This is a genomic window from Leifsonia shinshuensis (assembly GCF_013410375.1).
Taxonomy (GTDB): Bacteria; Actinomycetota; Actinomycetes; order Actinomycetales; family Microbacteriaceae; genus Leifsonia; species Leifsonia shinshuensis.
On sequence record NZ_JACCFL010000001.1, the window covers coordinates 2,878,536 to 2,903,964 of the forward strand.

At 71.9% G+C, this 25,429-nt stretch carries 26 protein-coding genes and 1 tRNA gene; 14 read left to right on the forward strand and 13 right to left on the reverse strand.

All coding sequences use genetic code 11. The features are described 5' to 3' along the window. Positions 1–31: 31 nt before the first annotated feature. On the forward strand, positions 32–793 hold the full coding sequence (locus HNR13_RS13990) for an SDR family NAD(P)-dependent oxidoreductase (RefSeq protein WP_179606693.1): 762 nt from the start codon (positions 32–34) through the stop codon (positions 791–793). A gap of 56 nt (positions 794–849) precedes the next feature. Then, on the forward strand, positions 850–1,332 hold the full coding sequence (locus HNR13_RS13995) for a hypothetical protein (RefSeq protein ID WP_179606695.1): 483 nt from the start codon (positions 850–852) through the stop codon (positions 1,330–1,332). A gap of 195 nt (positions 1,333–1,527) precedes the next feature. On the opposite strand, the gene HNR13_RS14000 is transcribed toward HNR13_RS13995, so the two are convergent. Next, complete coding sequence (locus HNR13_RS14000; protein WP_179606697.1) at positions 1,528–3,603, reverse strand: cell wall-binding repeat-containing protein; 2,076 nt, start codon at positions 3,601–3,603, stop codon at positions 1,528–1,530. A gap of 130 nt (positions 3,604–3,733) precedes the next feature. Continuing rightward, a complete protein-coding gene (locus tag HNR13_RS14005; protein ID WP_179606699.1) occupies positions 3,734–4,639 on the reverse strand; it encodes an NAD-dependent epimerase/dehydratase family protein in 906 nt (301 codons plus the stop codon). Positions 4,640–4,714: 75 nt separating this feature from the next. Here HNR13_RS14005 and HNR13_RS14010 point away from each other — a divergent pair, with 75 nt between their 5' ends. Further along, on the forward strand, positions 4,715–5,053 hold the full coding sequence (locus HNR13_RS14010) for a metalloregulator ArsR/SmtB family transcription factor (protein WP_179606701.1): 339 nt from the start codon (positions 4,715–4,717) through the stop codon (positions 5,051–5,053). 34 nt (positions 5,054–5,087) lie between these two features. Here HNR13_RS14010 and HNR13_RS14015 read toward each other — a convergent pair whose 3' ends face one another. Further along, a complete protein-coding gene (locus tag HNR13_RS14015; protein ID WP_179606703.1) occupies positions 5,088–5,783 on the reverse strand; it encodes a methyltransferase domain-containing protein in 696 nt (231 codons plus the stop codon). Then, positions 5,780–6,247 carry an SRPBCC family protein gene (locus tag HNR13_RS14020; RefSeq protein ID WP_179606705.1) on the reverse strand — a complete coding sequence of 156 codons (468 nt, stop codon included), beginning with the start codon at positions 6,245–6,247 and terminating at the stop codon, positions 5,780–5,782. The genes HNR13_RS14015 and HNR13_RS14020 overlap by 4 nt, the downstream gene beginning before the upstream one ends. 141 nt (positions 6,248–6,388) lie before the next feature. On the opposite strand from HNR13_RS14020, the gene HNR13_RS14025 reads away from it, so the two are divergent. Continuing rightward, complete coding sequence (locus HNR13_RS14025) at positions 6,389–7,240, forward strand: hypothetical protein (RefSeq protein WP_179606707.1); 852 nt, start codon at positions 6,389–6,391, stop codon at positions 7,238–7,240. A gap of 76 nt (positions 7,241–7,316) precedes the next feature. On the opposite strand, the gene HNR13_RS14030 is transcribed toward HNR13_RS14025, so the two are convergent. After that, complete coding sequence (locus HNR13_RS14030) at positions 7,317–7,952, reverse strand: response regulator (RefSeq protein WP_179606709.1); 636 nt, start codon at positions 7,950–7,952, stop codon at positions 7,317–7,319. Then, on the reverse strand, positions 7,949–9,163 hold the full coding sequence (locus HNR13_RS14035; protein WP_179606711.1) for a sensor histidine kinase: 1,215 nt from the start codon (positions 9,161–9,163) through the stop codon (positions 7,949–7,951). Before HNR13_RS14035 ends, HNR13_RS14030 begins: the two co-directional genes overlap by 4 nt. Positions 9,164–9,357: 194 nt before the next feature. Between HNR13_RS14035 and HNR13_RS14040 the strand changes: the two genes are divergently transcribed. Both HNR13_RS14040 and HNR13_RS14045 read left to right on the forward strand, forming a co-directional pair. Then, positions 9,358–9,858, forward strand: coding sequence for an AAA family ATPase (locus tag HNR13_RS14040; protein ID WP_179606713.1), 501 nt, complete (start codon positions 9,358–9,360; stop codon positions 9,856–9,858). A gap of 826 nt (positions 9,859–10,684) precedes the next feature. Next, positions 10,685–11,512, forward strand: a complete 828-nt coding sequence (locus tag HNR13_RS14045) for a LysM peptidoglycan-binding domain-containing protein (protein WP_246312776.1) — start codon at positions 10,685–10,687, stop codon at positions 11,510–11,512. Between the two features lie 302 nt (positions 11,513–11,814). On the opposite strand, the gene HNR13_RS14050 is transcribed toward HNR13_RS14045, so the two are convergent. Next, the gene (locus HNR13_RS14050) at positions 11,815–12,375 is read right to left on the reverse strand and encodes a GNAT family N-acetyltransferase (RefSeq protein WP_218881678.1); all 561 of its coding nucleotides are present in this window, start codon (positions 12,373–12,375) and stop codon (positions 11,815–11,817) included. Between the two features lie 390 nt (positions 12,376–12,765). Beyond that, positions 12,766–12,838, reverse strand: a tRNA-Lys gene (locus HNR13_RS14055). Positions 12,839–12,960: 122 nt separating this feature from the next. Here HNR13_RS14055 and HNR13_RS14060 point away from each other — a divergent pair. The 4 genes from HNR13_RS14060 to HNR13_RS14075 all read left to right on the forward strand — a co-directional run bounded on the left by HNR13_RS14060 (position 12,961) and on the right by HNR13_RS14075 (position 17,093). Further along, positions 12,961–13,764, forward strand: a complete 804-nt coding sequence (locus tag HNR13_RS14060) for an inositol monophosphatase family protein (protein WP_179606717.1) — start codon at positions 12,961–12,963, stop codon at positions 13,762–13,764. A gap of 139 nt (positions 13,765–13,903) precedes the next feature. Beyond that, positions 13,904–14,776, forward strand: coding sequence for an ABC transporter ATP-binding protein (locus HNR13_RS14065; RefSeq protein ID WP_179609493.1), 873 nt, complete (start codon positions 13,904–13,906; stop codon positions 14,774–14,776). A 2-nt stretch (positions 14,777–14,778) separates the two neighbouring features. After that, on the forward strand, positions 14,779–16,107 hold the full coding sequence (locus tag HNR13_RS14070) for an ABC transporter permease (RefSeq protein WP_179606719.1): 1,329 nt from the start codon (positions 14,779–14,781) through the stop codon (positions 16,105–16,107). After that, a complete protein-coding gene (locus tag HNR13_RS14075; RefSeq protein ID WP_179606721.1) occupies positions 16,107–17,093 on the forward strand; it encodes an NAD(P)H-quinone oxidoreductase in 987 nt (328 codons plus the stop codon). Before HNR13_RS14070 ends, HNR13_RS14075 begins: the two co-directional genes overlap by 1 nt. On the opposite strand, the gene HNR13_RS14080 is transcribed toward HNR13_RS14075, so the two are convergent. Next, the gene (locus HNR13_RS14080) at positions 16,996–17,469 is read right to left on the reverse strand and encodes a ribosomal maturation YjgA family protein (protein ID WP_179606723.1); all 474 of its coding nucleotides are present in this window, start codon (positions 17,467–17,469) and stop codon (positions 16,996–16,998) included. The two genes, HNR13_RS14075 and HNR13_RS14080, sit on opposite strands and share 98 nt — an antisense overlap. 82 nt (positions 17,470–17,551) lie before the next feature. Between HNR13_RS14080 and HNR13_RS14085 the strand changes: the two genes are divergently transcribed. The 4 genes from HNR13_RS14085 to HNR13_RS14100 all read left to right on the forward strand — a co-directional run bounded on the left by HNR13_RS14085 (position 17,552) and on the right by HNR13_RS14100 (position 22,333). Continuing rightward, the gene (locus HNR13_RS14085) at positions 17,552–18,565 is read left to right on the forward strand and encodes an adenosine deaminase (protein WP_179606725.1); all 1,014 of its coding nucleotides are present in this window, start codon (positions 17,552–17,554) and stop codon (positions 18,563–18,565) included. After that, on the forward strand, positions 18,553–19,428 hold the full coding sequence (locus HNR13_RS14090; RefSeq protein ID WP_343063560.1) for an alpha/beta fold hydrolase: 876 nt from the start codon (positions 18,553–18,555) through the stop codon (positions 19,426–19,428). The genes HNR13_RS14085 and HNR13_RS14090 overlap by 13 nt, the downstream gene beginning before the upstream one ends. Positions 19,429–19,567: 139 nt before the next feature. Continuing rightward, positions 19,568–20,983 carry an APC family permease gene (locus tag HNR13_RS14095; RefSeq protein ID WP_179606727.1) on the forward strand — a complete coding sequence of 472 codons (1,416 nt, stop codon included), beginning with the start codon at positions 19,568–19,570 and terminating at the stop codon, positions 20,981–20,983. A 138-nt stretch (positions 20,984–21,121) separates the two neighbouring features. Further along, a complete protein-coding gene (locus HNR13_RS14100; protein ID WP_179606729.1) occupies positions 21,122–22,333 on the forward strand; it encodes a toxic anion resistance protein in 1,212 nt (403 codons plus the stop codon). A gap of 14 nt (positions 22,334–22,347) precedes the next feature. Here the strand turns inward: HNR13_RS14100 and HNR13_RS14105 are convergent, their stop codons facing one another. The 4 genes from HNR13_RS14105 to HNR13_RS14120 are packed head-to-tail and all read right to left on the reverse strand — an operon-like array spanning position 22,348 to position 25,419. Next, positions 22,348–23,172 carry a hypothetical protein gene (locus HNR13_RS14105; protein WP_179606731.1) on the reverse strand — a complete coding sequence of 275 codons (825 nt, stop codon included), beginning with the start codon at positions 23,170–23,172 and terminating at the stop codon, positions 22,348–22,350. Continuing rightward, positions 23,169–23,993, reverse strand: a complete 825-nt coding sequence (locus tag HNR13_RS14110) for a heavy metal-binding domain-containing protein (protein ID WP_179606732.1) — start codon at positions 23,991–23,993, stop codon at positions 23,169–23,171. Before HNR13_RS14110 ends, HNR13_RS14105 begins: the two co-directional genes overlap by 4 nt. A 28-nt stretch (positions 23,994–24,021) precedes the next feature. Next, positions 24,022–24,951: a heavy metal-binding domain-containing protein gene (locus HNR13_RS21645; protein ID WP_179606734.1), complete on the reverse strand. Its 930-nt coding sequence runs from the start codon at positions 24,949–24,951 to the stop codon at positions 24,022–24,024. Positions 24,952–25,002: 51 nt separating this feature from the next. Further along, positions 25,003–25,419: a hypothetical protein gene (locus tag HNR13_RS14120; RefSeq protein ID WP_179606736.1), complete on the reverse strand. Its 417-nt coding sequence runs from the start codon at positions 25,417–25,419 to the stop codon at positions 25,003–25,005. Positions 25,420–25,429: the final 10 nt, after the last annotated feature.

Consider the following 25,429-nt stretch of genomic DNA (forward strand, 5'->3'; position numbering starts at 1 on the left):
GTGAACCCGTCCGCGCGTACAGTGGATCGACGTGACCACGAAGATCGCCCTGATCACCGGGGCAAACAAGGGAATCGGCCTCGAGACCGCGCGCCGGCTCGGCGAGCTCGGGATGACCGTGCTCGTCGGCGCGCGGGACGAGCAGCGCGGCCTCGCCGCGGAGGCCGCGCTGCGCGACGGCGGAGCGGACGCCCGGTTCGTCCGGCTCGACGTGACCGACCAGGCCTCCATCGAGGAGGCGGCCGCGTGGATCGACCGCGAGTTCGGCCGGCTGGACGTCCTGGTTAACAACGCGGGCACCGCCACCGTCTCGCGGCAGCGCGCCCTCGCGAGCGCCACGTCCCTGGACGACATGCGCGCCGTGTACGAGGTCAACGTGTTCGGCGTCGTCGCCGTCACCAACGCGATGCTCCCGCTGCTCCGCCGCGCCGCGGCCGCCCGGATCGTCAACGTCTCCAGCGAGGTGGGCTCGATCGGCTCGCAGTCCGACCCGGCCAGCCCGCTCCACGACCTGCCCGCCTCGGCCCAGTACCCGTCGTCGAAGGCGGCGGTCAACATGCTCACCGCGATGTACGCGAAGGAGTTGAAGGACACCCCGATCAAGGTGAACGCCGCCAACCCGGGCTTCACCGACACCGACTTCAACGACCACCGCGGCGTCCGCTCGGTCGAGGACGGCGCGGAGCCGAGCGTCCACCTGGCGACGCTGCCGGACGACGGCCCGTCCGGGATCCTGTGGGGGCACCTGTGGCTGCGGGAGGGCGACGGCGGCTACGGCGTGCTGCCCTGGTGAGCGGGACGGCCCGGGCCGGCCGGTAGGCTGAAGACTCGCACCAGGGGGGGGTGAGCGTGGCGAACGGACGTCGGATCGTGCTCGCGGTCGTGGCGGTGGCCGCCGTCGGCCTCGTCGCGGGCGCGGCCGCGCTCGCCGCGGTCGCACCCGACCGGTCGCCGGCGCCGCGCGCCTCCTCCCCCGCCGCCGCGGGACCGCGTCCGACCGGCACGCCGGGCGGAGCGACGCCGGGCCCGTCGACTCCGTTGAGTGCGGGTGACGCGGCGGTTCTCGACTACGTCGCCGGCCTCCCCACGGTTCACGACGTGACGCCGGAGACCGTCGGCGAGTTCACCGACCTGGTCTGCTCGACACTCCGGTCGCCGAAGATGTCACCGGCGTTCTACGCCCAGGTGGTCGCCGTCGAACGCTCCAGCTATTCGCTGTCCGACGCGCAGGCGGGCGGCCTGCTCCGCGCGGCCGCGCAGTCCGGATGCCCGGACGCGGTGCGCGTCGTCGACAGCGGGGGTTCGCAGGCGAGCGGGGTCCCGGCGCAGTGACGGGCGCAGTCCCCGCGCTCTGACGGCGGGGCAGCGCCCGGCGCGAGCGGCGGGCAGCGCCTCGGTACAGCGACGCCGAGCGGCATCCCGACACACCGGCGCAGCGAAAGAGAGCGCCGCCCCCGCCGCAACGACAGCGAGCGGCGACCTGCGCAACGACCGCGAGCGGCAACCCTACGCAGCGATGCCGCCCGCTCAGCAGATGACGCCCGCCGCGACGTCGTCGCCGACGACGTCCGCGCCGCCCAGGAGCGTGAGCGATCCCGCGCCCAGCGCGTAGACGGTGTCCGACGCCGGCTTGGTCAGGCAGCCGCCGCGGGCGAGCAGCAGCGGCATCCCGGCGTGGCCGGCCCAGGCGGCGCCCGTGAGCGCGTCCGGGAAGTTCAGGCCGGACGCGACCAGCACGTCGTCGGCGGAGGTGAACACCGAGCGGATCACCGCCGCGTTCGTCGCGAAGCGGTCCGAGCCGGACAGCCGGTGGACCGGCGCGATCGCGGCGAACGCGGTCTGGGCCGACGCCGGGACGACGTTCGTGCCTCCCACGACCGTGATGGACGCGGGGCGGAGCGCTGCGAGGGTGCTCGCGACGCCGGCGGCGGAGGCGGCGTCCCCGCCGACCAGGAGCACCGGGGCGCCCTGCCCGCCCGCGACGCCGGTGGCCGAGAGGGCGTCGGCGAAGCTGTTCCCGCTGGCCACGTAGGCGGTCGGCGCCGATCCGGCGGGGAACGCGTACGCGGCCACCCGGCGGCTGGTGTCGTACCGGTCCGAGCCCGCGATCCGCACGACCGTCGGCGCCAGCGCCGCGAGCTGGGCGGCGACTGCCGGCCCGACCGCGTTCTCGCCGCCGACGATGACGACCGTGGCCGGCTTCAGCCGTCCGATCTCGGACGCGACCACGCCGGGCAGCCCTCCCGGCGAGGTGAGCAGCAGCGGGCCGCCCTGCTTCGCCGCCGCGGCTCCCGCCGACAGCGCGTCGGGGTAGTTCAGTGCCGACGCCACGTACACGACGGGCACCGTGCCGGGGTAGCCCGCCCGGGAGATCGCGACGGCCGTCGAGAACCGGTCGGACCCGCTGACCCGCTTGTCGGTCTTGTGCTGGTGCCGGACGTCGAAGCTCTGGACGCCCATGAACAGCGAGCTCTGGTCCGTTCGGGAGATGACCGGCGTCTCCAGCCAGCCGTAGTTGGCGCCGAACGCCCCGAGCGACCCGTCCGGCGGGTAGGCGGCGTTCAGCTCGTTGGCCGGGACGGTGCGGGTGACCGTCGCGCCCGGATCGGTGCGGCAGGTGGCGACCTGCTGTCGCTGCAGGCCGAAGTCGACGTCCCGGAGGGCGTCGTCGACCGCGGCGTGGTCGGGGTGGACGTAGATGAAGCAGCCGCGCGCCGCGAGGTTGCTGTAGGCGCCGACGACGCCGTCGTCCGGGAGGGCGGGGTCGATCCCGAACTCCGCGCGGTTGCCGAGCACGGTCCGCATCGCCCAGCTCACCTTGTCCGGCGTCAGCTCGCCGTCGCCGAGGTCGAAGTCGATCAGGACGCCCCTGCCCTGCCGGTCCGTCCAGACCTGGGCGGTGGTGTCGGTGAAGCGCTTCGTCGACGCCGGCGCCGTGGAGCGCTCGGGCTGGCGAGGCTCGCGGGAGAGCTGCGCGCCCCGTGTCGGGAACGCCCGCGTGGTCACCGGGGCGGCGAAGTCACCGGGGAGCGTCGGGTCGGCGGCGGACATCGCGGTGAAGTAGCCGACCCACGAGCCGAGCCGCGCCTGCTCGCACGACGCGGTGCGCATCCCGAGCGGCGTGACCGGTGCGGGCGGCCCTCCGGCCAGGACGCTCAGCCGGTACCCGGCCGGCTCGCAGTGGTAGGTCGACTCGCCGCGCGTCATGAGCACGAACACCTTGAAGTCGGCCGGGGTGTTCGCGTACTGGGCCGCGGCCTCGAACTCGTCGTCGGGATGCGGGATCGCGACGTAGAGCACCTTCTTCGGGGCGGTGGCCGGTGCGGTGGTGGGCGGGCCGGACGGGGTCGGCGACGGGGTCGGGGTGTCCGTCGGCGCCGGAGTGTCGGTCGGCGCCGGAGTGTCGGTCGGCGCCGGGGTGCCGGTCGGGGCGGGTGTTTCGGTGGGCGCCGGCGTCGCCGTCGGGTCGGTGGACGCCGGCGCACTCGGTGCGGGGGTCGAGGGATCGGGTGCGGCCGGAGCGAGGCCGGCGAAGCCGGACAGGGAAAGGCCGATCGTCAGCGCCGCCAGTGTCCTGAGCGCGCTCGAGCGCGGGGTAAGCAAAATGAAACGTTGTCCTCGACTGCGGGTACCGGGTTGTCGTCACCGGGCACGCAGGCCAGGTCCCTTCAGCCTATGGGTCCGCAGCCGTCCCGTCGTATCCCCAGAACTGGGGAAACCGACCGTTCGGTTGCTATCGGCGCCGCGCGCGCCACCAGCGCACAGCACGGAGGTCCTCCGGCCCGAACCTGCCCACCGGAAGCGCGGCCCGGATCCGCTCGTCGTCGAAGGACCGCCACGGGCGCAGGCCGGCCGGCGGCTCCGGAGCGAACGGCGCCGGCTCGTCGACCCCCTCGTCCAGCATCCGCGCCTGGGCCTTGGCGACGAGCGGGACGACCATCGTCCACTCGGTGAGCTGCGCGAGCGCCCGGATGGTCCAGACCGGCGCAGGCACGTAGACCGGCCGACGTCCGGCGACGCGGGCGATCCGGCGCACGGCCTCCCCCAGTGTGAGCTCGTCCGCGCCCATGACGGCCACCGTCGGCTCCGGGACGCGCCCCTCCAGCGCCGCGAGCAGCACGTCGACGGCGTCCTCGACCGGGACCGGCCGCACCGTTCGCTCGCGGAAGCCGACGGTCGCGAAGATCGGCAGCGTCCGGACCGCGCGGGTCACGTGATCGACCATGTGGTCGCCGGTGCCGTAGATCATCCCGCACTTGAGGATGGTGTGCTCGATCCCAGAGGTCCGCACCAGCTCCTCGGCCGCCCACTTGGTCTCGTGGTACGGCGACCCGCAGTCGGGCCGGGCGCGGAGGAAGCTCACCATGACGATCCGCTTCACGCCGGCGCGGCGCGCCGCCTCCACGACGGCCCTGGTCCCCTCGACGTGGACACGCTGGAAGGTCTGCTCGCCCAGTTCGCGGTTGATCCCCGCGCAGTGCGCCACCGCCTCGCAGCCCGTGAAGGCCGCCGTGAGCGCGTCCACGTCGTCGATCGCGACGCCGGTGCGGCGCGACACGACGACCGTGTCGTCCGGCTCCAGCCGTTCTGCGAGGTGACGTCCGACGAACCCGGTTCCCCCGGTGATGGCGATGCGCACGACCCAACTCCTTCGCTAATGAGCTAATCAGCTATTGAGCGAAACTGTATCTAGCAATGGTGCTATATTGCAACCATGACAGACAGCGCCACCGAGGTCTTCGCCGCCCTCGCGCACCCGACCCGGCGCCAGATCCTGCAGGACCTCAAGGACGGCGAACTCGCTGCGGGTGAGATCGCCGGCCGCTTCAACGCCACAGGCCCGACCATCTCCCGCCACCTGAGCGTGCTGCGCCAGGCCGGCCTGGTCACGGAGCGCCGGGACGGCAACCGGATCCTCTACTCCCTGGTCGGCGACCGGCTCGCGCTGTCCGTCGGCGACTTCCTCTCCACCGTCTGCCCCGAGCAGATCGTGCTGCGCGAGGTGCGCAGGCGGGGGTCCGGCCAGGCGGCGGCGCGGCCCGCGGAGGCGTGATTCACGCCTCCTAGCGGCCGGAGGAGGGCACCTGTCAGCGACGAGCGCCGAACCTCTCGCCCCCGCCCCGCGTCCCGGCCGCCAGGAACGCCGACCCGAAGCACAGCTCGCTCCAGGAGACGTCCACCAGCTCCTCCCCCATCGCGGCCCGGATCGCCTCCCACGGCCGCCGGCCGATCCACTCGTCGAGCGCGGCGGACCTCCCGACCGCCGCGACCCCCAGCCGCGTCAGCCACGCCGGCGTCCGGTCGGGGGCCTTCAGGTCGAGCACCCCCCAGCGGCCGCCCTCGGCGAGCGCCGCGGCGCCGTGCGCGATGACGGCCCCGCACTCGGGCACCTGGGTGAGCGCGTAGGTCGACAGGATCGCGTCGACTCCCTCCGGGAAGCGGAAGTCGACGGCGTCGGCCTGGACGAGCGCGACGTTCCGCCAGCCGTGCGACCGCACGCGCCTCCGGGCCCGGTCGAGCATCGCGTCGGTGAGGTCGACCCCGACGATCCGGCCGCGCGGCCCGACCGCGTCCTCGAGCAGCGGGAAGTTCAGGCCGGTCCCGCACGCCACCTCCACCACGGTGTCTCCGGGGCGAAGGCGCAGCTCCTCCACGGCACGCCGCCGCTGCGACCCCTGCGGGTAGCCGGGAGTCAGGTACAGCCGGGAGACCACGTCGTAGTGCGCGGCCCTGCGCCGGTAGGTCTCGATCAGGCGCTCCCTGGTGCGGTCCACCTGGCTCACGGCGCCTCCAGCCCCGCCTGCACGTCCGCCTCCACCGCCGCCTTGATCGCCGCCATCTCGCGGTCGCTCGTCCGCTGGATCCTGCGCCGGAGAATCCCAGGAGGTACGAGCCGCATGACGTTGGCGAGGTCGACCTCCACCCACATGATGGCGTCGGTGCTCTCCTCGCCGGCCGGCAGCACCTCCATCCCCCACCGCGCCGGCGAGCTGCCGATCGTCCCGGCGAAGGCCATTCTGTGCGGAGGCTCGACGACGGTCACGCGCTCGCTGCGCCGGTGGCCGAACCGGAAATCCCGCGCGCTCTGATCGATCCAGCCGCCGGCGGCCAGCGGTCCCCCGCCCCGCACCCGGCACTCCAGGACGGTCGGCGCCCACTCCGCCCACCGGCCGACGTCACACAGGTACGCCCACACGTCGCCGACGCTGCCGGCGACGATGATGCGGCTCTCCGTGCGGATGGTCATGGTGGGCAGGCTCCTGAGAGGTACACGGGGTGGGAGGGGGAAAGGTTCATTCGCGCGGTCGCTCGTTCCCTTCTCGATCCGAATACCGCTCGTTGCGCGGCCGTCCCACTTCCGTTCACCCGCAGGCGACACGCTCGGCCCGTGGTCGACGGAGGCAGTGGGTGGGGGCGTCGCGTCGTTTCGGGCGCGGTCGCGCTCCTCGCCGGCGTCGTGCTCGCCCTCTCCTCGATGGGCGCGGCGGAGGCGGCCGACGTGCGCGGATTCGTCCCGGCGCCCCGCAATTCGTGCAGCGCTGGGGCCCAGGTCATCGACCAGACGACCGGCGAGCCGGTGCCTCCGCGCAGTCCGCCCGCCGATGTGCCGGCCGGCGACGTCCTCAGGGTCACGATCGGATTCAACCCGGACTTCGGCCCGGGCCCCTGTGTGGGCCCGGTGGACGTCTACAGCGAGCCCGGGACGATCCGGATGGCCGACGCCTTCTCCGACGGCTTCCACATCGAGTACACGATCCTGGTCGCTCCGGACGCGGCAGCAGGCTCGGAGCAGAGGATCGTGTTCTCCACCCCGCGCACCGACACGGCGGGCACCACCGCCGTCCTGATCAGCCAGGTCGTGTTCCGCGTCGCCGGCGGGACGACGGGCGGCTCGGTCATCACACTCGAGCCCGGCTGGCGCCCCGACCCGCCTGCGAGCACGGCACCGAGCATTTCCCACGCGCCGGCCGCATCCGCGTCACCCCGGGCGACGCCGCCCGCTGCCGCGGAGCCGGCGACGAGCACCGCTCCGACAGCCGACTCGCGCGCGACGGTCCCCAGCGACGACCCGGTCGCGAGCGAGCCGCTCGCGAACACCTCTGCGCCGGCAGCACTCCCCCTCGGTGTGTGGGTGGCAGTCGGGATCATCGCGATCCTCGCGGTCATCGGCACCACGACCGCCGCAGTGCTTCGCCGACTGGACCGCCGACGCCGGTACCGCCGGATGGCGGACCACTGACGGCCTCCGTCCTCTGACGCGCCCGGTTCGGCGATGGCTCAGCCGTTCGATTCCGAGACGGGGCGACCTGAGCGCTTCAGCGCACAAGCCCGTTCTCGTAGGCGAACGCCACCAGCTGCACGCGGGACGTGATGCCGAGCTTGGCGAGGATGCTCCGGATGTGGGACTTGACCGTCGCCTCGGAGATGAACGCCGTCCGGCCGATCTCGGCGTTGCTCAGACCGCGCGCCGCGAGCAGGAACACCTCCTTCTCGCGGACGGACAGTGGCTCGATCGCCTCCGGACGACGCCGTGCGAGGGTGCGCAGCAGTTCGCTGGTCGACTTCGGCGCGATGACCGAGTTCCCCTCGTGGACCGTCCGGATCGCGGCGAGGATGAAGTCCGGCGTCGCGTCCTTGAGCAGGAATCCGTCGGCTCCGGCTCGCAGTGCGGAGGCCACCGCCTCGTCGCGGTCGAACGTCGTGAGGACGACGATCCGCGGGCACTCCGACGGGGACTCGCCGCGGATGGCGCGCGTGGCCGCGATGCCGTCCATCACCGGCATCCGGATGTCCATCAGGATCACCTCCGGACGCTGCGAGCGCGCCAGCTCGACCGCCTGCCGACCGTCCGCGGCGGCCCCCACGAAGGCCAGGTCGCTCTGGGACTCGATCATCATCTGCAGGCCGGCGCAGAACAGCGGCTGGTCGTCCGCGACGGCGACCCGGATCATGCCGTCGCCTCCGTCCGGCCGGCGGCGGGGAGGTAGGCCGTCACCAGGAACCCTCCCGGGACGTCGTCGTCTTCGCCCGCGTCGAGCCAGCCGCCCGCGAGCCTCGCCCGCTCGCGCATGCCGATCAGGCCGCGTCCGGCCGCGTTCGCCGGAGCGGGCGCACCGGCGGGGGCGTCGGGGCGGGAGGCGATGGAGAGCGCCATCCCATCGTCGCGTCCGTCCAGGGCGACGCGCACCACGGCTCCCGGCCCCGCGTGCTTGAGGGCGTTGGTCAGCCCCTCCTGCACGATGCGGTACACCGCGAGTTCCTGGGCCGCGGTGAGGCCGCCGCCGTCGCCGAAGCGTTCCATCGTGACGGTGAGTCCGGAGCCGCTGAGCCGCGAGACGAGCTCGTCCAGGTCGTCCGTCCCCGGGTGCGCCGGACCGTCCGGCGTGCCGACGAGGGTCTCGATGAGGACGCGGACCTCCGTCAGCGAGGAGCGCGCCGTGGAGGCGATGGTCGCGAGCGACGGCGCCACCGCGGCGGGACGCTCCTCGGCCAGCAGCCGCGCCCCGTCGGCCTGGGCGAGGATCACCGACAGCGAGTGCGCCATGATGTCGTGCACATCCTGGGCGATGCGCTCGCGCTCCTCGGCGACGACCGCCTCGGTCTCGGCCGCGCGCAGATCGCTCGTCGCGCGTGCGAGCTCCAGCTCGCTGCTCCGCTTCCGCGTCCACACGCCGATCAGCGTGCCCATCAGCCAGGCGATCACCGCCGCGAAGGCGCACAGGACGAAGAACATGGCCCGCGCACCCGCGTCGCCCCGGCCGACGCCCAGCCACCACGCGAGCAGCCCGGCCGCCGACACGCCGCTCCCGACGGCGAAGACCAGCGCCCCCACCCGCATCCGACCGTGCACGCGGGCGGCCACGACGACGATCACGATCGCGTACCCGAGGTAGACCAGCGGCTCCTCGAAGATCGCCGAGGGGAACAGCAACTGGCCGAACAGCACGGCGGTCCCGAGCGCCATCGCCAGGATCGGCTGGAGGTGCGACACGCCGATCGCCACCGCCAGCAGGAGGAGCGCGGCCCAGAACGGCACCGTCGAGCGGAGCATCCCCGGCCCGAGCTGATGCCGGCCGACGAGATCGATCGCCCAGAAGACGAAGAAGGCCACGGCCAGCGCGGGCTCGAACAGCCAGCGGCCGCGGTGCAGGAACGAACTCATACGGACACGCTAGGGCGCGCGGGAGACGGGACGGCGGACATCCGCATGGAGTTCAGCCCCAGGGCTGAGAGGTGATGACGGGCGGACGGATCGGCACCGTGCCGGGCGGCACGCCTGCACGAACGCTCGGCAGCCTCCCTGGGAGCGCACGGGCCGCGGGGAGGCTCACTCGCGACCCCCGGTAGGGTCGTCCCATGCAGACGGTGTTCCTGAACGGCACGGTCGGCGTGGGCAAGAGCACCGTCGCGGAGGCGATGAGTGCGGCCGAGGCGTCGCCGCACGCGGTCCTCGACCTGGACGCCATCCGCTCCTTCCGTCCCGCGCCCGACGGCGACCCGTTCAACGTCAGCCTCGAGCTGCGGAACCTGGCCGCATTGGCCGCGAACTACCGTGAGGCCGGCGCGCAGAGGCTGATCCTCGCCGGCGTCATCGAGAGACGAGACTTTCTCCCGCGGTACGAGGATGCGGTCGGAGGCCGGCTCCGCGTGGTACGGCTCGTCGCGTCTCCCGAGGTGATCGCCGAACGGCTCAGAGCACGACACGCGGACGACCCGGCCGGCCTCGCCTGGCACCTCGAACGCGCGGGACAGCTGTCGACGATCCTGGACACGCTCGCCCTGGGCGAGTCGGTCGAGGCCGGCGACGCGGGTCCCTCCGTGGTCGCGGCTCGTGTCGCCGAGCGGACGTGGGGGTAGAACGAGCTTGCGGGGTCTCGGCTCGGCGAGAGCGACCTCCGGGCGTGCACCGACGCGCGGGCGCTCGGCGGCACTACGTGGGCCGCATCGCTGAACGGGGTAATCGGCGCTCCCGCCCGCGAGGGATCAACGCGTCGACCTGGCCCTGGAGCTGCACCCGCGTCTCCACCAACGGGGGTCAACACGGCTCATCGCTTAAAGATCGAGGGACCCCGCATCCGCCGGCGATCACCGGCGGAAACTGTCCAAGACGCCCTCCATCAGCGCGTTCAGAAACTGGGCAACCCTGGTCAACCACAACCGCCATTGTTGGCCCATATGTCCGGACGCCCCTTCGCGGCAATGTCGACACCTGCCATCGCCTGACCGACACTATTCGACAGCTTCGAGGGCGTTGGTCAGCCCCTCCTGCACGATGCGTTAGACCGCGAGCTCCCGGGCCGCGGTGAGGCCGCCGCCGTCCCCGAAGCGTTCCATCGTGACGGTGAGTCCGGCGCCACCGCGGCGGGACGCTCCTCGGCGACGACCGCCTCGGTCTCGGCCGCGCGCAGATCGCTCGTCGCGCGTGCGAGCTCCAGCTCGCTGCTCCGCTTCCGCGACCACACGCCGATCAGCGTGCCCATCAGCCAGGGGACCACCGCCGCGAAGGCGCAAAGGACGAAGAGCATGGCGCGCGCCGCGGAGTCGCCCCGGACCCGGACCGCCTCAGCTGAAGCGTGCCACGACAGCTTGCGCGCGGTTCACCGCCAGGGGAAGTTTGTTGCCGGGATCGTGGATGATGCGAATGCTCGGGAACTGTCCGGCCCCCGCTTGCTAGGGTCGACCCATGATCCACGGGGGGATGAAGGCGGCCTCGGCCGCCGCCTGCGCTGCGACTCTGCTGGCACTGGTGTCGGGATGCACGCTGCTGGACGCTCCGGCGCACCCGGCCACGAGATCGGCGACGTCGAGTCCGGACGCGGATCCATCGGCGAACGCGCAGCAGCTCCCCAACCTCCTGGTAGCGGGCCAGACCATCGGCACCGGCCAGCTGAAGCTGGTCTCGCACGACCCGATCCCGGGTACGGTCACCGACCATCCGCTGACGGGCGCGGTGCGCATCGTGGTCGGTGAGGACCACGTACTCGACGTGCACATCCGGCCGGACGACCCCGCGGCGGTGAATCTCGCCGGGATCCAGCTGATGTTGACCGGCAAGAGGCATGACGGCCGGCCGGAGAACATCCAGGACCAGAACTACTACGGCGTCGTGACCGCCACGACGAGCACCGACGGTGAGCTCGTCATGCGGGCGCCGCTCGACTCCCCCGCCGCCGGCGACCCCACCTTCCTGCACTCGCTAGAGGAATCACCGGACGGCGACGCGCGGGTGTTCGCCGTCGCGACTCTCGACTGGACGCTGCCACCGGCATACCCAGGCCTCGCCCCGCTGGACCACGGCTCGGAGGCGAACGCGCGCGGCCGCACAGTCCTCGATGGCAGCACGCTCGCCTACTACGTGCCGAGCGAGGGCGACACGCTCTACCAGGTCTCGCGCCGCTTCGGCCTCACGGAGACGCAGCTGGTGTGGCTCAACCCTGAGCTGCTGATCGGATCCCCACAGCCCTATCTGAAGTACGGGATCGGCGTGAACCTGGACCCGGCGCGGCGCTGAGCGGTCCGCACAGCGCGAGGGCCGTGACCACCGCGCACGATCAGGCATTCAGGCACGTCGCTTCTGAGCAGTCGAGTCGGTCACTCAGAGAAGCGACCCCGGACGCGGCTACGGCCACGCCCTGCCACCGCGCACTTCACTGTGCTGGACTTACGTGCGCTACCGCCGCCAGCTCGCACCTCAACGTGCAGCGGAGAAGACGCGCACCGGTGAGGTACCCGCCTACGGACACGTTTCGCGTGCGGTCGGGGACGCCCCCGCTGGGTGTGCGGCTGTGGTTGTCTGCGACCCCGGCGCAGCCGTTACGCCGTGAGCGTGCGTCGCATGACCGGCCGACTGGGGAAGGTGCGGCCGAGCTCAGCGAAGCCGACCCGTTCGAACATCCTGAGGGTTCCGGTGAAGACTGCGGACGGCGAGGGTTTCCCCGTGAGCCGGTCGGTGTCGACGGGATGGCCGTCCAAGACGCTGGCCCCGTGGCTCCCGGCCCATTCGACCGCCGCCCCCAACAGCTGCACTCCGATTCCGGCCTGGCGATGGTCCCGCCGCACCACGAAGCAGGCCACCCACCAGGCGGCCGGATCGTCGTCCAGGATTCGGGCGAGCGCCCGGTTCCGAGCGATCCCCGGTAGCGTCGACCGTGGCACAACGCGCGTCCACCCCACCGCCTGATCACCGTCGTAGGCGATGAGGCCGACGGGAACGCCGGCGTGAGCGACTTCTGCGTGCAGCGCGGCCCGGTTGTCGGGAGCGGCGCCTTCACGGAAGCGCTGACACCAGCACGAGTCGGCTCTGCGGCCTAGCGGGCCGAAGACCTTCGCGATATCCATCCAACGCTCGACCGTCGCCGGCTCCACCCGGACCATCACGCCGAATGCCGATCACTCATAGCCCAATCATCGGACAGGGGCTCGCAAACTCGGAACGACCGCGTCACAGGCCGCAGGCGCTCTTAGCGTGACGCCAACCCTTGTGCTGCGGGAAGTTCACTCGAACTCGTCAGCGCCAACCCGACGTAGTAGGAACGCCCTGCTTCGCGGTCGGACGGGCGGTTACCACGATGCGTCCCTTCTAACTACATCCGCGTCGCCGCGACGGCTTCAACTCGAGCAGACCGGTCGCGATGCGCGGCGAATTGAGATGTGGACAAAATGTCGGCAAACAGCCTCATCACACACCCACCCACGAAAACGAAGAAGCCCCCGATCCCAGTGTTTCCAAGGGATCGGGGGCTTCTCGCCACCTGCGGTGTTGGGTGCGCCCCCAGGGACTTGAACCCTGAACCCATTGATTAAGAGTCAATTGCTCTGCCGATTGAGCTAGAGGCGCATTCGTTCCGGTTTCCCGGACCGAGGCTCAACATTAGCATCCGATTCGGGCGGGACGCCAATCGGGGGCGGCCGGGCGGGACGCCCGGGCGTGTCCCCGCGCGTGGCCGCTAGGCTCCTGGCGTGACCGACGCACGCGACACCGCCCCGCTCCGCTCCGACGACCTGGCGTTCGCGCTCCGGCTCGCTGACCTCGCCGACTCGATCTCGTCCGCGCACTTCCGCGAGCGCGGCCTCCACATCGACACCAAGCCGGACCGGACCTTCGTCACCGAGGCCGATCTGGCCGTCGAGCGGGCCATCCGCGAGGCCATCGCCGCCGAACGGCCCGGGGACGGCATCCTCGGTGAGGAGTACGGCACCGAGGGCAGCGCCGCGCGGCAGTGGATCCTCGACCCGATCGACGGGACCTCCAACTACCTGCGCGGCGTCCCGGTGTGGGGGACGCTCATCGCACTCGCGGAGAACGGGACTCCGAGCGTCGGCGTGGTCAGCTCCCCCGCGCTCGGCAAGCGCTGGTGGGCGGTGACCGGCGGCGGTGCGTGGACGACGGACGCCCCCGGCGCGGAGCCGCGGCCCATCCGGGTGTCGGGCGTCGACGACCTCGCGAACGCGTCGATCAGCTTCCAGAGCATCGCGCAGTGGGACCAGGCCGGCTACCTCGACCGGCTCGTCGCGCTCACCCGGCGGGTGTGGCGGGACCGCGCCTACGGCGACATGTGGTCCTACATGCTGCTGGCGGAGGGGCTGCTGGACGCGGTCGGCGAGTTCGACGTGAAGACCTACGACCTGGCGGCGCTCATCCCGATCGTGGAGGAGGCCGGCGGAGCCTTCACCTCGGTGACGGGCGAGCCGGGTCCGTCGCACGGCTCCTCGCTGGCCTCCAACGGCCTGCTGCACGCCGCCCTGCTCGACGCGCTCGCGTGACACGGCTTCGACGCCCGACAACACTTTCATAGCCCGCGCCTCGCGCCGCAGCCCCGGCCCGCACGCCCCGCCACCCAATAGGCTCGACCCTGTGAACACGCACACCGACGAGCCGCTCGTGCACATCGCCGGCTTCCGCATGGACTTCGGCCGGACCACCGTCATCCGCGACCTCTCCTTCGACATCGTCCGCGGCGAGACATTCGGGTTCCTCGGCAGCAACGGCTCCGGCAAGACCACGACCATCCGCGCGCTGCTCGGCATCTACCAGCCGACCGCCGGAGTCCTCCACATCGACGGGAAGGACTTCTCGCCCGAGGCCGGCGAGCGCCTCGGCTACCTGCCGGAGGAGCGCGGGCTCTACAAGAAGGAATCCGTCATCGACGTCATGGTCTACTTCGGCCGGCTGAAAGGCCTCGGCGCGGAGCAGGCCCGGCGCTGGTCGCGCGACTACCTCGAGCGGGTCGGCATCGGCGACAAGGAGAAGGTCCGGCTCGACAAGCTCTCCGGCGGCCAGCAGCAGAAGGTCCAGCTCGGCGTCACGATCATGAACCAGCCCGAGCTCCTCATCCTCGACGAGCCGACGAAGGGCTTCGACCCGGTCAACCGGCGGCTCCTCATGGACATCATCGACGACCAGAAGCGCGCCGGTTCCACGGTCATGATGGTCACCCACCAGATGGAGGAGGTGGAGCGGCTCTGCGACCGCGTCATCCTCCTGAAGGACGGGGTCTCCCGCGCCTACGGCACCGTCTCGGAGGTGCAGGAGCAGTTCGGCGGCACGGTCGTCCACGTCGACCACGACGGCGCGATCCCGCCCTCCCCCGCCTACCGGGTCGCGTCCGACGAGCACGGCCACGCCGAGCTGGAGGTCGCGAACGACGCCGACACCGCGGCGATCCTGCGCTCCCTCGTGGAGGCCGGCCTCCACGTCACCCGTTTCGCCCCCACCCGGAAATCGCTCGACGACATCTTCGTCGAGGTGTACGGCGCCGAGAGCCAGGAGGACTGACGATGGCCCGCCACAACCTCAGCACCGTCATCGGCTTCGAGTTCACGCGCACGATCAAGAAGCGCAGCTTCTGGGCGGTGACGCTCATCCTGCCGATCCTGGTGTTCGGGCTGGGCGCGCTCGTCATCTCGGCGAACGTCTCCAGCGCCAACACCGCCGACCAGCAGAAGAACGCGCGCTTCGACTTCCTCTACACCGACGCCTCCGGCCTGGTCGACCCCTCCGTCGCGCACAGCTACGGCGGAAAGGAGGTCGCCAGCAGCGCCGAGGGCGTCGAGGAGGTGCAGATCGGCGGGACCCCGGCGTTCTTCGATTACCCCGCCGACCCGTCCAAGCAGACGATCCGGGTCTACGGCGCCGACGCCGGCGTCTTCCAGAACAGCAAGTACTCCGCCGTCGCCCAGTCGCTGCTGGCGGCGAGCGTGGAGGAGAAGCTGAACAGCCCGGTGGACGTCGCGATCCTCCGCGGCGAGACCAACACCGCCACGACGACGTTCAAGGACGGCGCGGTCGCTCCCGGCTTCGAGGCGATCCTGCCCGCCCTGATCTTCCTGGCCGCGTTCTTCATCGTGATCGTCTTCCTCGGCAACCAGATGCTGAACTCCACCCTGGAGGAGAAGGAGAACCGGGTCACCGAGATGATCCTGACGACGATCAACCCGACCAACCTCCTGGTCGGGAAGGTGGTGTCGCTGTTCGCGGTGGGGATCATCCAGATCGCGGTCTTCGCGCTGCCGGTCGTGGTCGGGTACCTGTTCTTCCGCGACCAACTCGCCATCCCCAACCTCGACCTGAGCACGCTGGTGTTCGACCCGCAGAAGATGATCGTCGGCGCGCTCATCACGATCGGCGGGTTCGCGCTGTTCACCGGGACGCTGGTGGCCGTCGGCGCGGTGATGCCGACCGCGAAGGACGCGGCCCCGTTCTTCTCGGTGGTCGTCTTCGCGGTGGTCATCCCGATCTACGCCTCCAGCTACGCGATCAGCACGCCGAACGCGCCGATCGTGCAGATCCTGGCCTACTTCCCGTACACCGCGCCGATCACCGCGCTGATCCTCAACGCGTTCGGGTCGCTGCCGCTCTGGCAGGCGATCATCATCATCGTCGAGCTGTTCGCCCTCTCCTTCGTGGTGCTCCGGCTGGCCGTGCGACTGTTCCGCTACGGGTCGATCGAGTACTCCAGCAAGGTGCGCATCCGCGACGTGCTGGGACGCCGGTCCGGGCCGGGCGGCGGAAGCGGTGGCCGGTCCGGCGACGGCGGGGCGGGGGGCGGTCCTGGCGCCGGCGCCCGCGCCGCGGAGCCGGCGAGCACAGGGACGGCGGTCCGCTGATGCGCGCCGTGATCGTGCCGCAGCCGGGCGAGGCGGAGGTCCTGACCCTCGCCGAGGTCCCCGATCCCCAGCCCGGGCCCCGCGAGGTCCGCATCCGGGTGATCGCGGCCGGCCTCAATGGGGCCGACCTGAGCCAGCGACGTGGCTTCTACCCGCCGCCGCCCGGCGCGCCGGAGTGGCCAGGCCTCGAGGTGTCTGGCGTCATCGACGCGGTCGGCGCGGAGGTCGAGCCCGGCCGCTGGAGCGCGGGCGACGCGGTCTGCGCGCTGCTCCCCGGCGGCGGCTACGCCGAGTACGTGACGGTCGACGCCGGCCTCGTCCTCCCGATCCCACCCGGCGTGGACCCGGTGGAGGCCGCCGGCCTTCCCGAGGTCGCCGCGACCGTCTGGTCGAACGTCTTCGACCTCGGCGCCCTCGCACCCGGCGAGACGCTGCTCGTCCACGGCGGCTCCAGCGGGATCGGCAGCATGGCCATCCAGCTCGCCCACGCACTCGGCTCCCCTGTCATCGCGACCGCGGGAAGCCCGGAGAAGGCCGCCTTCTGCCGCGGGCTCGGCGCGGACGCGGCCGTCGACTACCGCACCGACGACTTCGTGGAGGCCGTGCGCGCCTTCACCGACGGCCGCGGCGCCGACGTCGTGCTCGACATCGTGGGCGGCGCGTACATCGCCCGCGACCTGGACGCCCTCGCCACCGGAGGCCGCATCATGTCGATCGCGATCCGCGACCGCACCCCGGCCGCGGTGGACATGGGCCTCCTGATGAGCAAGCGCGCCCGCATCCAGGGCACCACGATGCGCGCCCGCCCGCTCGCCGAGCGCGTCGCGATCATCGCCGCCGTGCGCGAGCACGTCTGGCCGCTGCTGGAGTCGGGCGCCGTCCGCCCGGTCATCGACTCCGTGTTCCCGCTGGAGGACGCCGCCCAGGCGCACCGGCGGATGGAGTCGTCGGCGCACCGCGGGAAGATCCTGCTGCGCGTCTCCTGAGCCACCGCTCCACGCCGGCGGAGACCGCCGTGGCCAGGCTTGCGCCGACCGCGTACGCGACCAGATCGACCCACTGGAACGTCGACCCGAGCACCAGCTCGACGCCGGGGATCGCCGCCGACAGCCGAGCGGGCACGCCGGTGAGCTGGAGTACCTCCACGGCGGCGCACACCGCGAAGGCGACCCCGCCGACGACGAGGACCGGCGCCCGCGGCACGACGAGCGCGACCAGCAGGAACAGGAGCACGGCGTAGAGCGCGTCCCCGGCGAAGGCGCCCGCAGCGCTCTGCAGGGTCTCGTGGACGGTGAGGCCGACGACGACGGTGGCCGCCGCCAGCACGAGCAGAAGGGCGCGGCGGCGGGCGAGGAACGGCATGGCGTCGACGGTAATGGCGCCGCGTCGGGGTCCGCATCCGCCCGATGCCCGATCCCGTCTCATTCGGTGGGAGGATCGAAGCATGACCACGCCGCCCTCCGACGACACCCTTCTCGCCCTGCCGAAAGCCGAGCTGCACTTGCACATCGAGGGGACCCTCGAGCCCGATCTGGCGTTCGAGCTCGCCGGGCGGAACGGGGTCGAGCTCCCGTACGCCTCCGTCGAGGAGCTGGCGGCGCAGTACGACTTCTCCGACCTGCAGTCGTTCCTCGACCTGTACTACGCGACCATGGCCGTGCTGCGCACCGAGGACGACTTCGCCGAGCTCACCCGGCGCTACCTGCGGACCGCGGCCGCGCAGGGCGTCCGCCACGCCGAGCTGTTCTTCGACCCGCAGGCGCACGTGGCGCGCGGCGTCCCGATCGAGGCCGTCATCGACGGAATCGGCGGGGCGCTGGCGGAGGCCGAGCGCGACCTCGGAGTGTCCGGCGGGCTCATCCTGTGCTTCCTGCGCGACCAGCCGGTGGAGTCCGCGGACGCCGTCCTGACCGCCGCGCTCACCCGGCCCGAGCGCCTGCTCGGCGTCGGGCTCGACTCCGCCGAGGTCGGCTATCCGCCCGAGCTGTTCGCGGGCGTGTTCGCACGGGCGAAGGACGCCGGGCTGCACGCGGTCGCGCACGCCGGCGAGGAGGGGCCGCCCTCTTACATCGTGCAGGCGCTGGACCTGCTGGGGGTGGAGCGCGTCGACCACGGCATCCGGGCGGCGGAGGACCCGGAGCTGATGGCACGACTGGCCGCCGACGGGATCCCGCTCACGGTCTGCCCGCTGTCCAACGTCCGGCTGCGCACGGTCCCCGACCTGAGCGCCCACCCGCTGCTGCGGCTGGACGCGGCCGGGGTCCGCGTGACCGTGAACTCGGACGACCCGGCCTACTTCGGCGGCTACGTCGGCGACAACTACCTCGCCATCCGGGACGCCCTCGGCGTCACGGCCGAGCAGGCCGAGCGGTTCGCGCGCACCTCGATCGACGCGTCGTTCGCGCCGACCGCGCGGAAGGCCGAGCTGCAGGCGGCGGTGGACGCGTGGCGGAGCTGACCGGAGGCCGTCCCGGGACGATCACCCGCCCCGGCGGTCGGGCGGTCCGGTTCTTCGACACCGGCGGAGCCGACACCGGCGGCGACACGGCCGCCGCGGCCGACGCCCCCGTCATCGTCTGGCACCACGGCACCCCGCAGACCGGGGCCGTCATCGCGCCGGTCGCGGAGGCGGCCGCCACTCGCGGCCTCCGCGTCGTGTCGGTCGCGCGCCCGGGATACCCCGGCTCCGACCCGCTCCCCGGCCGGACGGTCGCCGACGCCGCCGCCGACGTGCTCGCCGTGCTGGACGGGCTCGGCGTCGACCGCTTCGCCACCCTGGGCGCCTCCGGAGGCGGGCCGCACGCGCTCGCCTGCGCCGCGCTCGCGCCGAACCGGGTGGACGCGGTGGTGTCGTTCGCCGGGATCGCCCCGTACTGGGGCGACGTCGACTGGTTCGCAGGCATGGCCGACCCGGGTGGGCTGCGCGCCGCCCTCTCCGGCCGCGAGGCCCGCCTCGCCTACGCGGAGACCGCGCAGTTCGAGCCGGAGTCGTTCACCGAGCGCGACTACCGCACGCTGGAGGGCGCGTGGGCCGCGCTCGGCGCGGACGCCGGAGCCGGCGGCGCCGCCGGGCCGGCCGGCGAAGTGGACGACGACCGTGCGTTCGTCTCGCCGTGGGGCGTCGAGCCCGCCGCGGTCGCCGCGCCCACCCTGCTCGTCCAGGGCGGACGGGACCGCGTCATCCCGGCCACGCACGCCGGCTGGATGCTGGAGCGCCTGCGGCGCGGCGAGCTCTGGCTGCGACCGCGCGAAGGCCACGTCTCAGTCCTGACCGCGCTCGGCGTCGCGCTCGACTGGGTAGTCGCGACCTCCGCCCGCTGACGATACACACCGCGTTTCTGTGGACTCTTTCAGAAAACCCCCGTTCTCCTGCTAAGGTCGCGGGAAGTCGACCGGCTGCGCCTTTGCCACCCCCGCTGGCGAGCTCAGCGCGCCGTTCTCGTTTCCCGAAGGAGAGCCCATGACGACGACGTCCACTGCGCCCGCGCCCGCCCGCTCCGGCACCCTCCGCCGCAACCTCGGCCTGTGGGCCATCGTGGGCCTCGGCCTCGGCTACATGACGCCGACCGTCGTGTTCGACACGTTCGGGATCGTGTCGGACGAGACCAGCGGCGCCGTGCCCGCCGCCTACCTGGTGGCGCTCGTCGTGATGATGTTCACCGCCGTCAGCTACGGCAAGATGGCGGGCGCGATCCCGAGCGCCGGGTCGGCGTACACCTACGTGCGGGAGTCCATCCACCCGAACCTCGGCTTCATGGTCGGCTGGACCTCCCTGATCGACTACGTGCTGCTGCCGATGGTGAACTGCCTGATCATCCGGCTCTACCTGGAGCAGGTGTTCCCGGACGTGCCCGGCTGGATCTGGGTCGTCATCTACTGCGCGGTGGTCACCGCGCTCATCTACTTCACGATGCGCGGCACGTCGAACGTCAACATGATCCTGCTGGTGTTCGCCATCGTCGTCATGACCGTGTTCGTCGTGATGGTGATCGCGCAGCTCGCCAACGGTGCGGGCGACGGGACGGTCGCCTCGTTCAAGCCGTTCTTCCACGACGGCGTCACCCTGTCGGCCGTCCTCACCGGCGCCACCGTGGTCTGCTTCTCGTTCATCGGCTTCGACGCGGTGACGATGTACGCCGAGGAGGCCAAGACGCCGAAGATCATGCCGCGGGCGATCCTCCTGACTGTGGTCATCGGCGGCGCGATCTTCCTCATCGCCGGCTTCTTCACCCAGCTCCGCTTCCCGACCAACGCGCCGTTCGGCGAGTTCACCGACGACCCGCTCCCCCAGATCGGCCTGATCGTGGGCGGTCCGGTCTTCCAGGCGATCTTCGTCTCCGCCGGGTTCGCGGCCACGCTCGCCTCCGGCCTGGCGTCGCACGCGTCGGTGTCCCGGATGCTGCTGGTGATGGGCCGCAACAACGTCCTCCCCCGCCGCTTCTTCGGTTACATCGATCCGAAGACGCACACGCCGACGCTGAACATCGTGCTGGTCGGCGCGATCTGCCTGCTGGCGATGTCGTTCTCGCTCGAACTGATCTCCGCCTTCATCAACTTCGGCGCGCTGATCGCCTTCACCTTCGTGAACATCTCGGTGATCGCCTGGTTCGCCATCCGCCAGGGCCGCCGCAAGAGCTTCCGCGACATCGTGACGTTCATCGTCCTGCCCGGCATCGGCATGGTGCTGACCGGCATCCTGTGGGCGAACCTGCACGCGGACGCGCTGATCGGCGGCCTGATCTGGACGGCGATCGGCTTCGCCTACCTGCTGATCCTCACCCGGGGCTTCCGCCGACGCGCGGCGGCATTCGATGAGAACCAACCGGTCACGGGGTTCACCAGCGCCGTCGGGCGCGACAGGGAGCCCACCCCGTAGCGCGGCACCTGCGAGGAGCGCGGCACCTGCGAGTAGCCCGAACCCCGCGCCCGGGCCGCACTGTTCGTTCTAGTGTTGGCACAAGCGTCTTGACGTCAGGCCCGGACCGATCCCGTGCTTGACCGGGGAGGAGTACCGATGTCCGAGCTCGACCTCAACCAGCCGTTGACCCCGCCGGATGAGCCGCCGGCCGGGGTGACGCTCACGCCTCCCGCCTCCGTCCCGGAGGTCGGCGGCGAGCAGGCCGTCGGGATGGTGGCGGTCCCGCCGGACAAGCGGGCGGCGCTCGCGGCCAAGGCGGACGAGTTCGTCGCCGGCCTCGCCGGCGTGGAGCCCGGCAGCCCGGAGTTCACCCGGCGGGTGGACGAGATCGCGCGGATGGGCGTGCAGGAGATCCGCTCGTCCTCCGAGGTGTCCAACCGGATGCTGCAGCGGCCGGAGTCGTCGCTCGCGGCCGCGCGGGGGCGCGGCGGCCCGTCGGATCCGCAGACCCAGGTGGCGCAGACGCTGCAGCAGCTGCGGACGACGATCACCGAGCTCGACCCGGGCCACGCCGACCTGGCCGGGGCGAAGGGGCTGCTCGCGCGGCTCCCCGGCGGCAAGTCGCTGAAGCGCTACTTCGAGCGGTACCAGCCCGCGCAGAAGCAGCTGGACGCGATCATCACCGCCCTCATCTCGGGGCAGGACGCCCTGCTCAAGGACAACGCGGCGATCGACCTGGAGCGCGCCAACCTGTGGGCGACGATGGGCAAGCTCGGCGAGTACGCCACGCTCGCGAAGGCTCTGGACGAGTCCATCGAGGCGCGCGCCGCCCAGCTCCGCGCGACCGACCCGCGCCGCGCCGACTCGCTGATCGCGGACGCGCTGTTCCCGATCCGGCAGCGCAGGCAGGACCTGACCACCCAGATCGCGGTGTCCGTCCAGGGCTACCTCGCCCTCGACGCCATCCGGAAGAACAACGTCGAGCTGATCAAGGGCGTCGAGCGCGCCCGCACGACGACGGTCGCCGCGCTGCGCACCGCCATCATCGTCGCGCAGGCGCTGGGCAACCAGGAGCTGGTCCTGGACCAGATCAGCGCACTGAACGACGCGACGAACTCGATGATCGACCGCACCGGCGAGCTGCTGCGCCAGCAGACCGCACGCGTCCACGAGGAGGCCATCTCCACCGGCGTCAGCCTCGAGACCCTGCAACACGCGTTCGACAACGTGTTCGCGACGATGGACTCCATCGACACCTACCGGGTGAAGGCGGTGGAGAGCATGGCGGCGACGGTCGACGCGCTGGAGCAGCAGATCTCGCGGTCGAAGAGCTACGTGGACCGGTCGCACTCGGGAACGAGCAACTGAGGCCGGCGGACGGTTCAGGGCAGATCGAGCCGCGACACCCCGAATCGCTCCGCGAGGAAGCGGCCGTTGACCAGCAGGGCGGACGCGTCGTGCTCCACGGCGGCGTCCCGCAGCCGCTTGGCCGCGCGCTCCAGCTCCCCGAGCTGCGCGATCAGCGCCTCCGAGGCCTTCGTCCCGTCCGGGAGGACGTGGTCGGCCGTCCAGTCCGCCGGGAGCGACAGGTACGCCCGCAGGGTGTCGGGGAGGTAGACCGTCGCCGTCCGCCGCACCACGACCTCCTGCTCGCCCTGACCGGCCACCCGCGGCAGCGCGTCGATGAGGAGGTCGCCGATGCGCCCGACCAGCGCGACCGCCTCGTCCGGCACCCGCCGCCCGAGCCGCGCCGGCAGCGTCCGCAGGTCCGCCTCGATCGTGGCGTCCCGCACCTGGACCTCCGACCCGACCGGCTCCAGGCCGAGCGTCTGCAGCGCGCGGGAGGAGTTGGCCGCGTCGCCCGCGGCCTGCGCGGCGAGCGCGGCGACCCGGCCCGCGAAGGCGGTGAGCCAGTCGCCGAGGCCGAGGGGGCGGCGGGCGATGGTGACCCCGCCGTACACACGATCGACCTCGCCGCGCCAGTGCGGCCCGGGCTCGTACCCGAGGGTGAGCGTCTCCTCTGGACCGATCAGGCTGACGCGCGCGATCGCTCCCGCCCGGCCGAACAGACGGTCGGCAAGCGTCCGCTTGCGTTCGATGACCAGGACCCGCGCGGCGAGCGCCGGCGGCAGCGCGCGTCCGACGCTCTCGACCAGTTCGGTCAAGAATGTCTGCGGGTCGGCCTCCGCCTCAGCGGGCTCGGTCATCCACGTCCGCCGTCGGTGAGCGGGAGGACCAGGCTCGGCGTCGCGATGACGTGGTCGTCGCGAAGCGGTCGGACCGCGGTGCCGATCGCGAAGAACTCGGTGGTGTGGCCGCCCCAGCGGTGCGGAAGCGAGAGCAGCTGCATGCCGACCACGCCCTCCGCATCGAGAGCCTCCGCCTCGGCCTGCATCCGGCCCATCGCGAGCTCACGGGCGTCGTAGAGCGCCTCGGTGAACGCGGTGATCTCCACGTTCGCGCCGAGATTGTTCATCGTCGCCAGCATCCCTTGGTGGGCGATGTGGTAGACGCACGTTCCCATCACGAGGCCCTGCGGCACGTAGCCGGACTGGATGAGCGTCCAGAAGTCCTGGCCGGACAGGTCGGACGTGAACGGCATCCGTTTGTTGTTCCGCCAGGTGCCGGTCGGGGGCTTCTCCTCGGCGACGACGGCCGTGCCGACGGCCACGAATTCGGCGAGGTCGTTGCCGTACTCCTTGAACTCGATCTCGAGCCGCACCCCGACGATGCCGTCCGCGCCCAGCGCGTCGGCCTCCGCCTCCATCCGGGTCATCGCGAGCTCGCGCGCGTGGTACATCGCCTCGCTCAGCTTCTCCAATTCCATGTTCTTGCCCCACTTACGAGCCTGGATGCCCACATGGTAGACGCTGGAGCCGAGGACGAGGCCGACGGGCCGGAATCCGGCCTGCCGGACGAGGAGGAACTCGTTCACCGACAGGTCGCTGGTGAACAGCCGCGCACGGCCGTCGGCCAGGCGGGCCCGTGCGTCGCTCGGGAGTGTGACGCTGGAGAACGGGTCGGACACGGTGGTTCCTCTCGGATGGCGGTCGGATTCAGGCGCGGGGGCGCAGGTCGCTGAGCGGGATCACGGTCGTGACGGCGGACAGTTCGGCGCGGCGGCTGTAGCGTGGGACGGGGACCAGCGTGGTCCCGATCACTGTCGCCTCGGCGTGGAGATCCTTCTCCTCGCCGCACGGAGTGTCGAACTCGAACAGATCGAGGTCGGTCACGACCAGCTGGGCGCCCGGGATCGCGGACGCCCTCTTCCCGAGCCGGTGCAGGGATTCGGAGCGCGCCGCCTGGATCAGCTCGGTCATTCCGGTCACCTCACCGTTGACCCAGCTCGAGCGCTGGGTGCGCAGCTCGTAGTCCTCGTGCTTGGTGGAGACCGAGATGCCGAGGAGCAGTTCGCCCGGCGTATAGCCGCTGAGGATGGCGGCAGCGGTGTCCTCGACCGTCAGGTTCGTGCACCACACGTCGCCGCGGTTCTTCGGGTACGGGACGAGCAGCGGATCGTCCGAGCGCACGGCCGTGCCGAGCGCGGTGAACTCCCACGCCGAACCGTCCAGACGCGTGCGCTCGACCGTGACGCCGACGACGCCGTGCGCACCCAGAGCCCCCGCTTCGGCGAGCATCCGCCGGACGGCCCCGTACCAGGCGGATTCGAACGCCTTCACGTACGGGGCGAAGCCGACATAGGTGGTTCCGCCGGAGGTGGTAACGGGCGACCGCCAGGCGTTCCGGTTGAACGCGGTGGAACGTCCCACCGCCGGACCCGTCATGGTCCACCAGGCGCAGCCCGTGCCGGTCCAGCCGAGGTTGACGACGATGCCACCGAAGACCTCGCCGACCGGGAGCAGGGCGGCACTCCGCGCCGCGGCGGCCGCGGGAGCGGAGAAGAGCGACGACCTGACCCCGCTGGCGGCCTGCCGCTCCACGCGGGAGCGTGCAGCGGCCGGGAGGCCGTCGGGTGTCGGGGTCACGCGCTCATCCAACCACGTCCTGCGCGGCGACACGCGGAGTGGTGCGAGCGCTCAGCTCCCGACGGCCGCCCGCAGCAGCTGCGCGACGCGCTCCTCGTCCTGGGCGTCGAGCTTCGTCAGCGCGTAGCCGACCGGCCAGAGGTTGCCGTCGTCGAGGGTCGCTGCCTGCTGGAACTCCAGGGTCGCGTAGCGGATCTTGAACTTGGAGCCCGGCTTGAACGCGACGACCGTCCTGCCGTCGGCGTCGGCGTAGGCCGGCATCCCGTACCAGGTCTTGGCGGCGAGAGACGTGTTCTCCTTCACCAGCCGGTGGAAGGCCTCCGCCAGCTCCTTGTCGGTCCCGGTCATCGCGGCGATCGCCTCCTCGCACGCGGCCGCGGCGTCGGCGCCGGCCTGCATGGCCTTCTTCTCGGCGACGGCGGCCTTGATGGCGGCCTTCTCCTCTTTGGTGAACGTGGTGTCTGCCATTGTCGTGTCC

What these genes read in the sequence shown, in the direction of transcription:
- HNR13_RS14010 (WP_179606701.1), top strand. Translation starts at nt 4,715, where the DNA reads ATGACAGACAGCGCCACCGAGGTCTTCGCCGCCCTCGCGCACCCGACC.
- HNR13_RS14020 (WP_179606705.1), bottom strand. Translation starts at nt 6,247, where the DNA reads ATGACCATCCGCACGGAGAGCCGCATCATCGTCGCCGGCAGCGTCGGC.
- HNR13_RS14030 (WP_179606709.1), bottom strand. Translation starts at nt 7,952, where the DNA reads ATGATCCGGGTCGCCGTCGCGGACGACCAGCCGCTGTTCTGCGCCGGC.
- HNR13_RS14035 (WP_179606711.1), bottom strand. Translation starts at nt 9,163, where the DNA reads ATGAGTTCGTTCCTGCACCGCGGCCGCTGGCTGTTCGAGCCCGCGCTG.
- HNR13_RS14040 (WP_179606713.1), top strand. Translation starts at nt 9,358, where the DNA reads ATGCAGACGGTGTTCCTGAACGGCACGGTCGGCGTGGGCAAGAGCACC.
- HNR13_RS14045 (WP_246312776.1), top strand. Translation starts at nt 10,685, where the DNA reads ATGATCCACGGGGGGATGAAGGCGGCCTCGGCCGCCGCCTGCGCTGCG.
- HNR13_RS14050 (WP_218881678.1), bottom strand. Translation starts at nt 12,375, where the DNA reads ATGGTCCGGGTGGAGCCGGCGACGGTCGAGCGTTGGATGGATATCGCG.
- HNR13_RS14065 (WP_179609493.1), top strand. Translation starts at nt 13,904, where the DNA reads ATGGACTTCGGCCGGACCACCGTCATCCGCGACCTCTCCTTCGACATC.
- HNR13_RS14070 (WP_179606719.1), top strand. Translation starts at nt 14,779, where the DNA reads ATGGCCCGCCACAACCTCAGCACCGTCATCGGCTTCGAGTTCACGCGC.
- HNR13_RS14075 (WP_179606721.1), top strand. Translation starts at nt 16,107, where the DNA reads ATGCGCGCCGTGATCGTGCCGCAGCCGGGCGAGGCGGAGGTCCTGACC.
- HNR13_RS14080 (WP_179606723.1), bottom strand. Translation starts at nt 17,469, where the DNA reads ATGCCGTTCCTCGCCCGCCGCCGCGCCCTTCTGCTCGTGCTGGCGGCG.
- HNR13_RS14085 (WP_179606725.1), top strand. Translation starts at nt 17,552, where the DNA reads ATGACCACGCCGCCCTCCGACGACACCCTTCTCGCCCTGCCGAAAGCC.
- HNR13_RS14095 (WP_179606727.1), top strand. Translation starts at nt 19,568, where the DNA reads ATGACGACGACGTCCACTGCGCCCGCGCCCGCCCGCTCCGGCACCCTC.
- HNR13_RS14100 (WP_179606729.1), top strand. Translation starts at nt 21,122, where the DNA reads ATGTCCGAGCTCGACCTCAACCAGCCGTTGACCCCGCCGGATGAGCCG.
- HNR13_RS14105 (WP_179606731.1), bottom strand. Translation starts at nt 23,172, where the DNA reads ATGACCGAGCCCGCTGAGGCGGAGGCCGACCCGCAGACATTCTTGACC.
- HNR13_RS14120 (WP_179606736.1), bottom strand. Translation starts at nt 25,419, where the DNA reads ATGGCAGACACCACGTTCACCAAAGAGGAGAAGGCCGCCATCAAGGCC.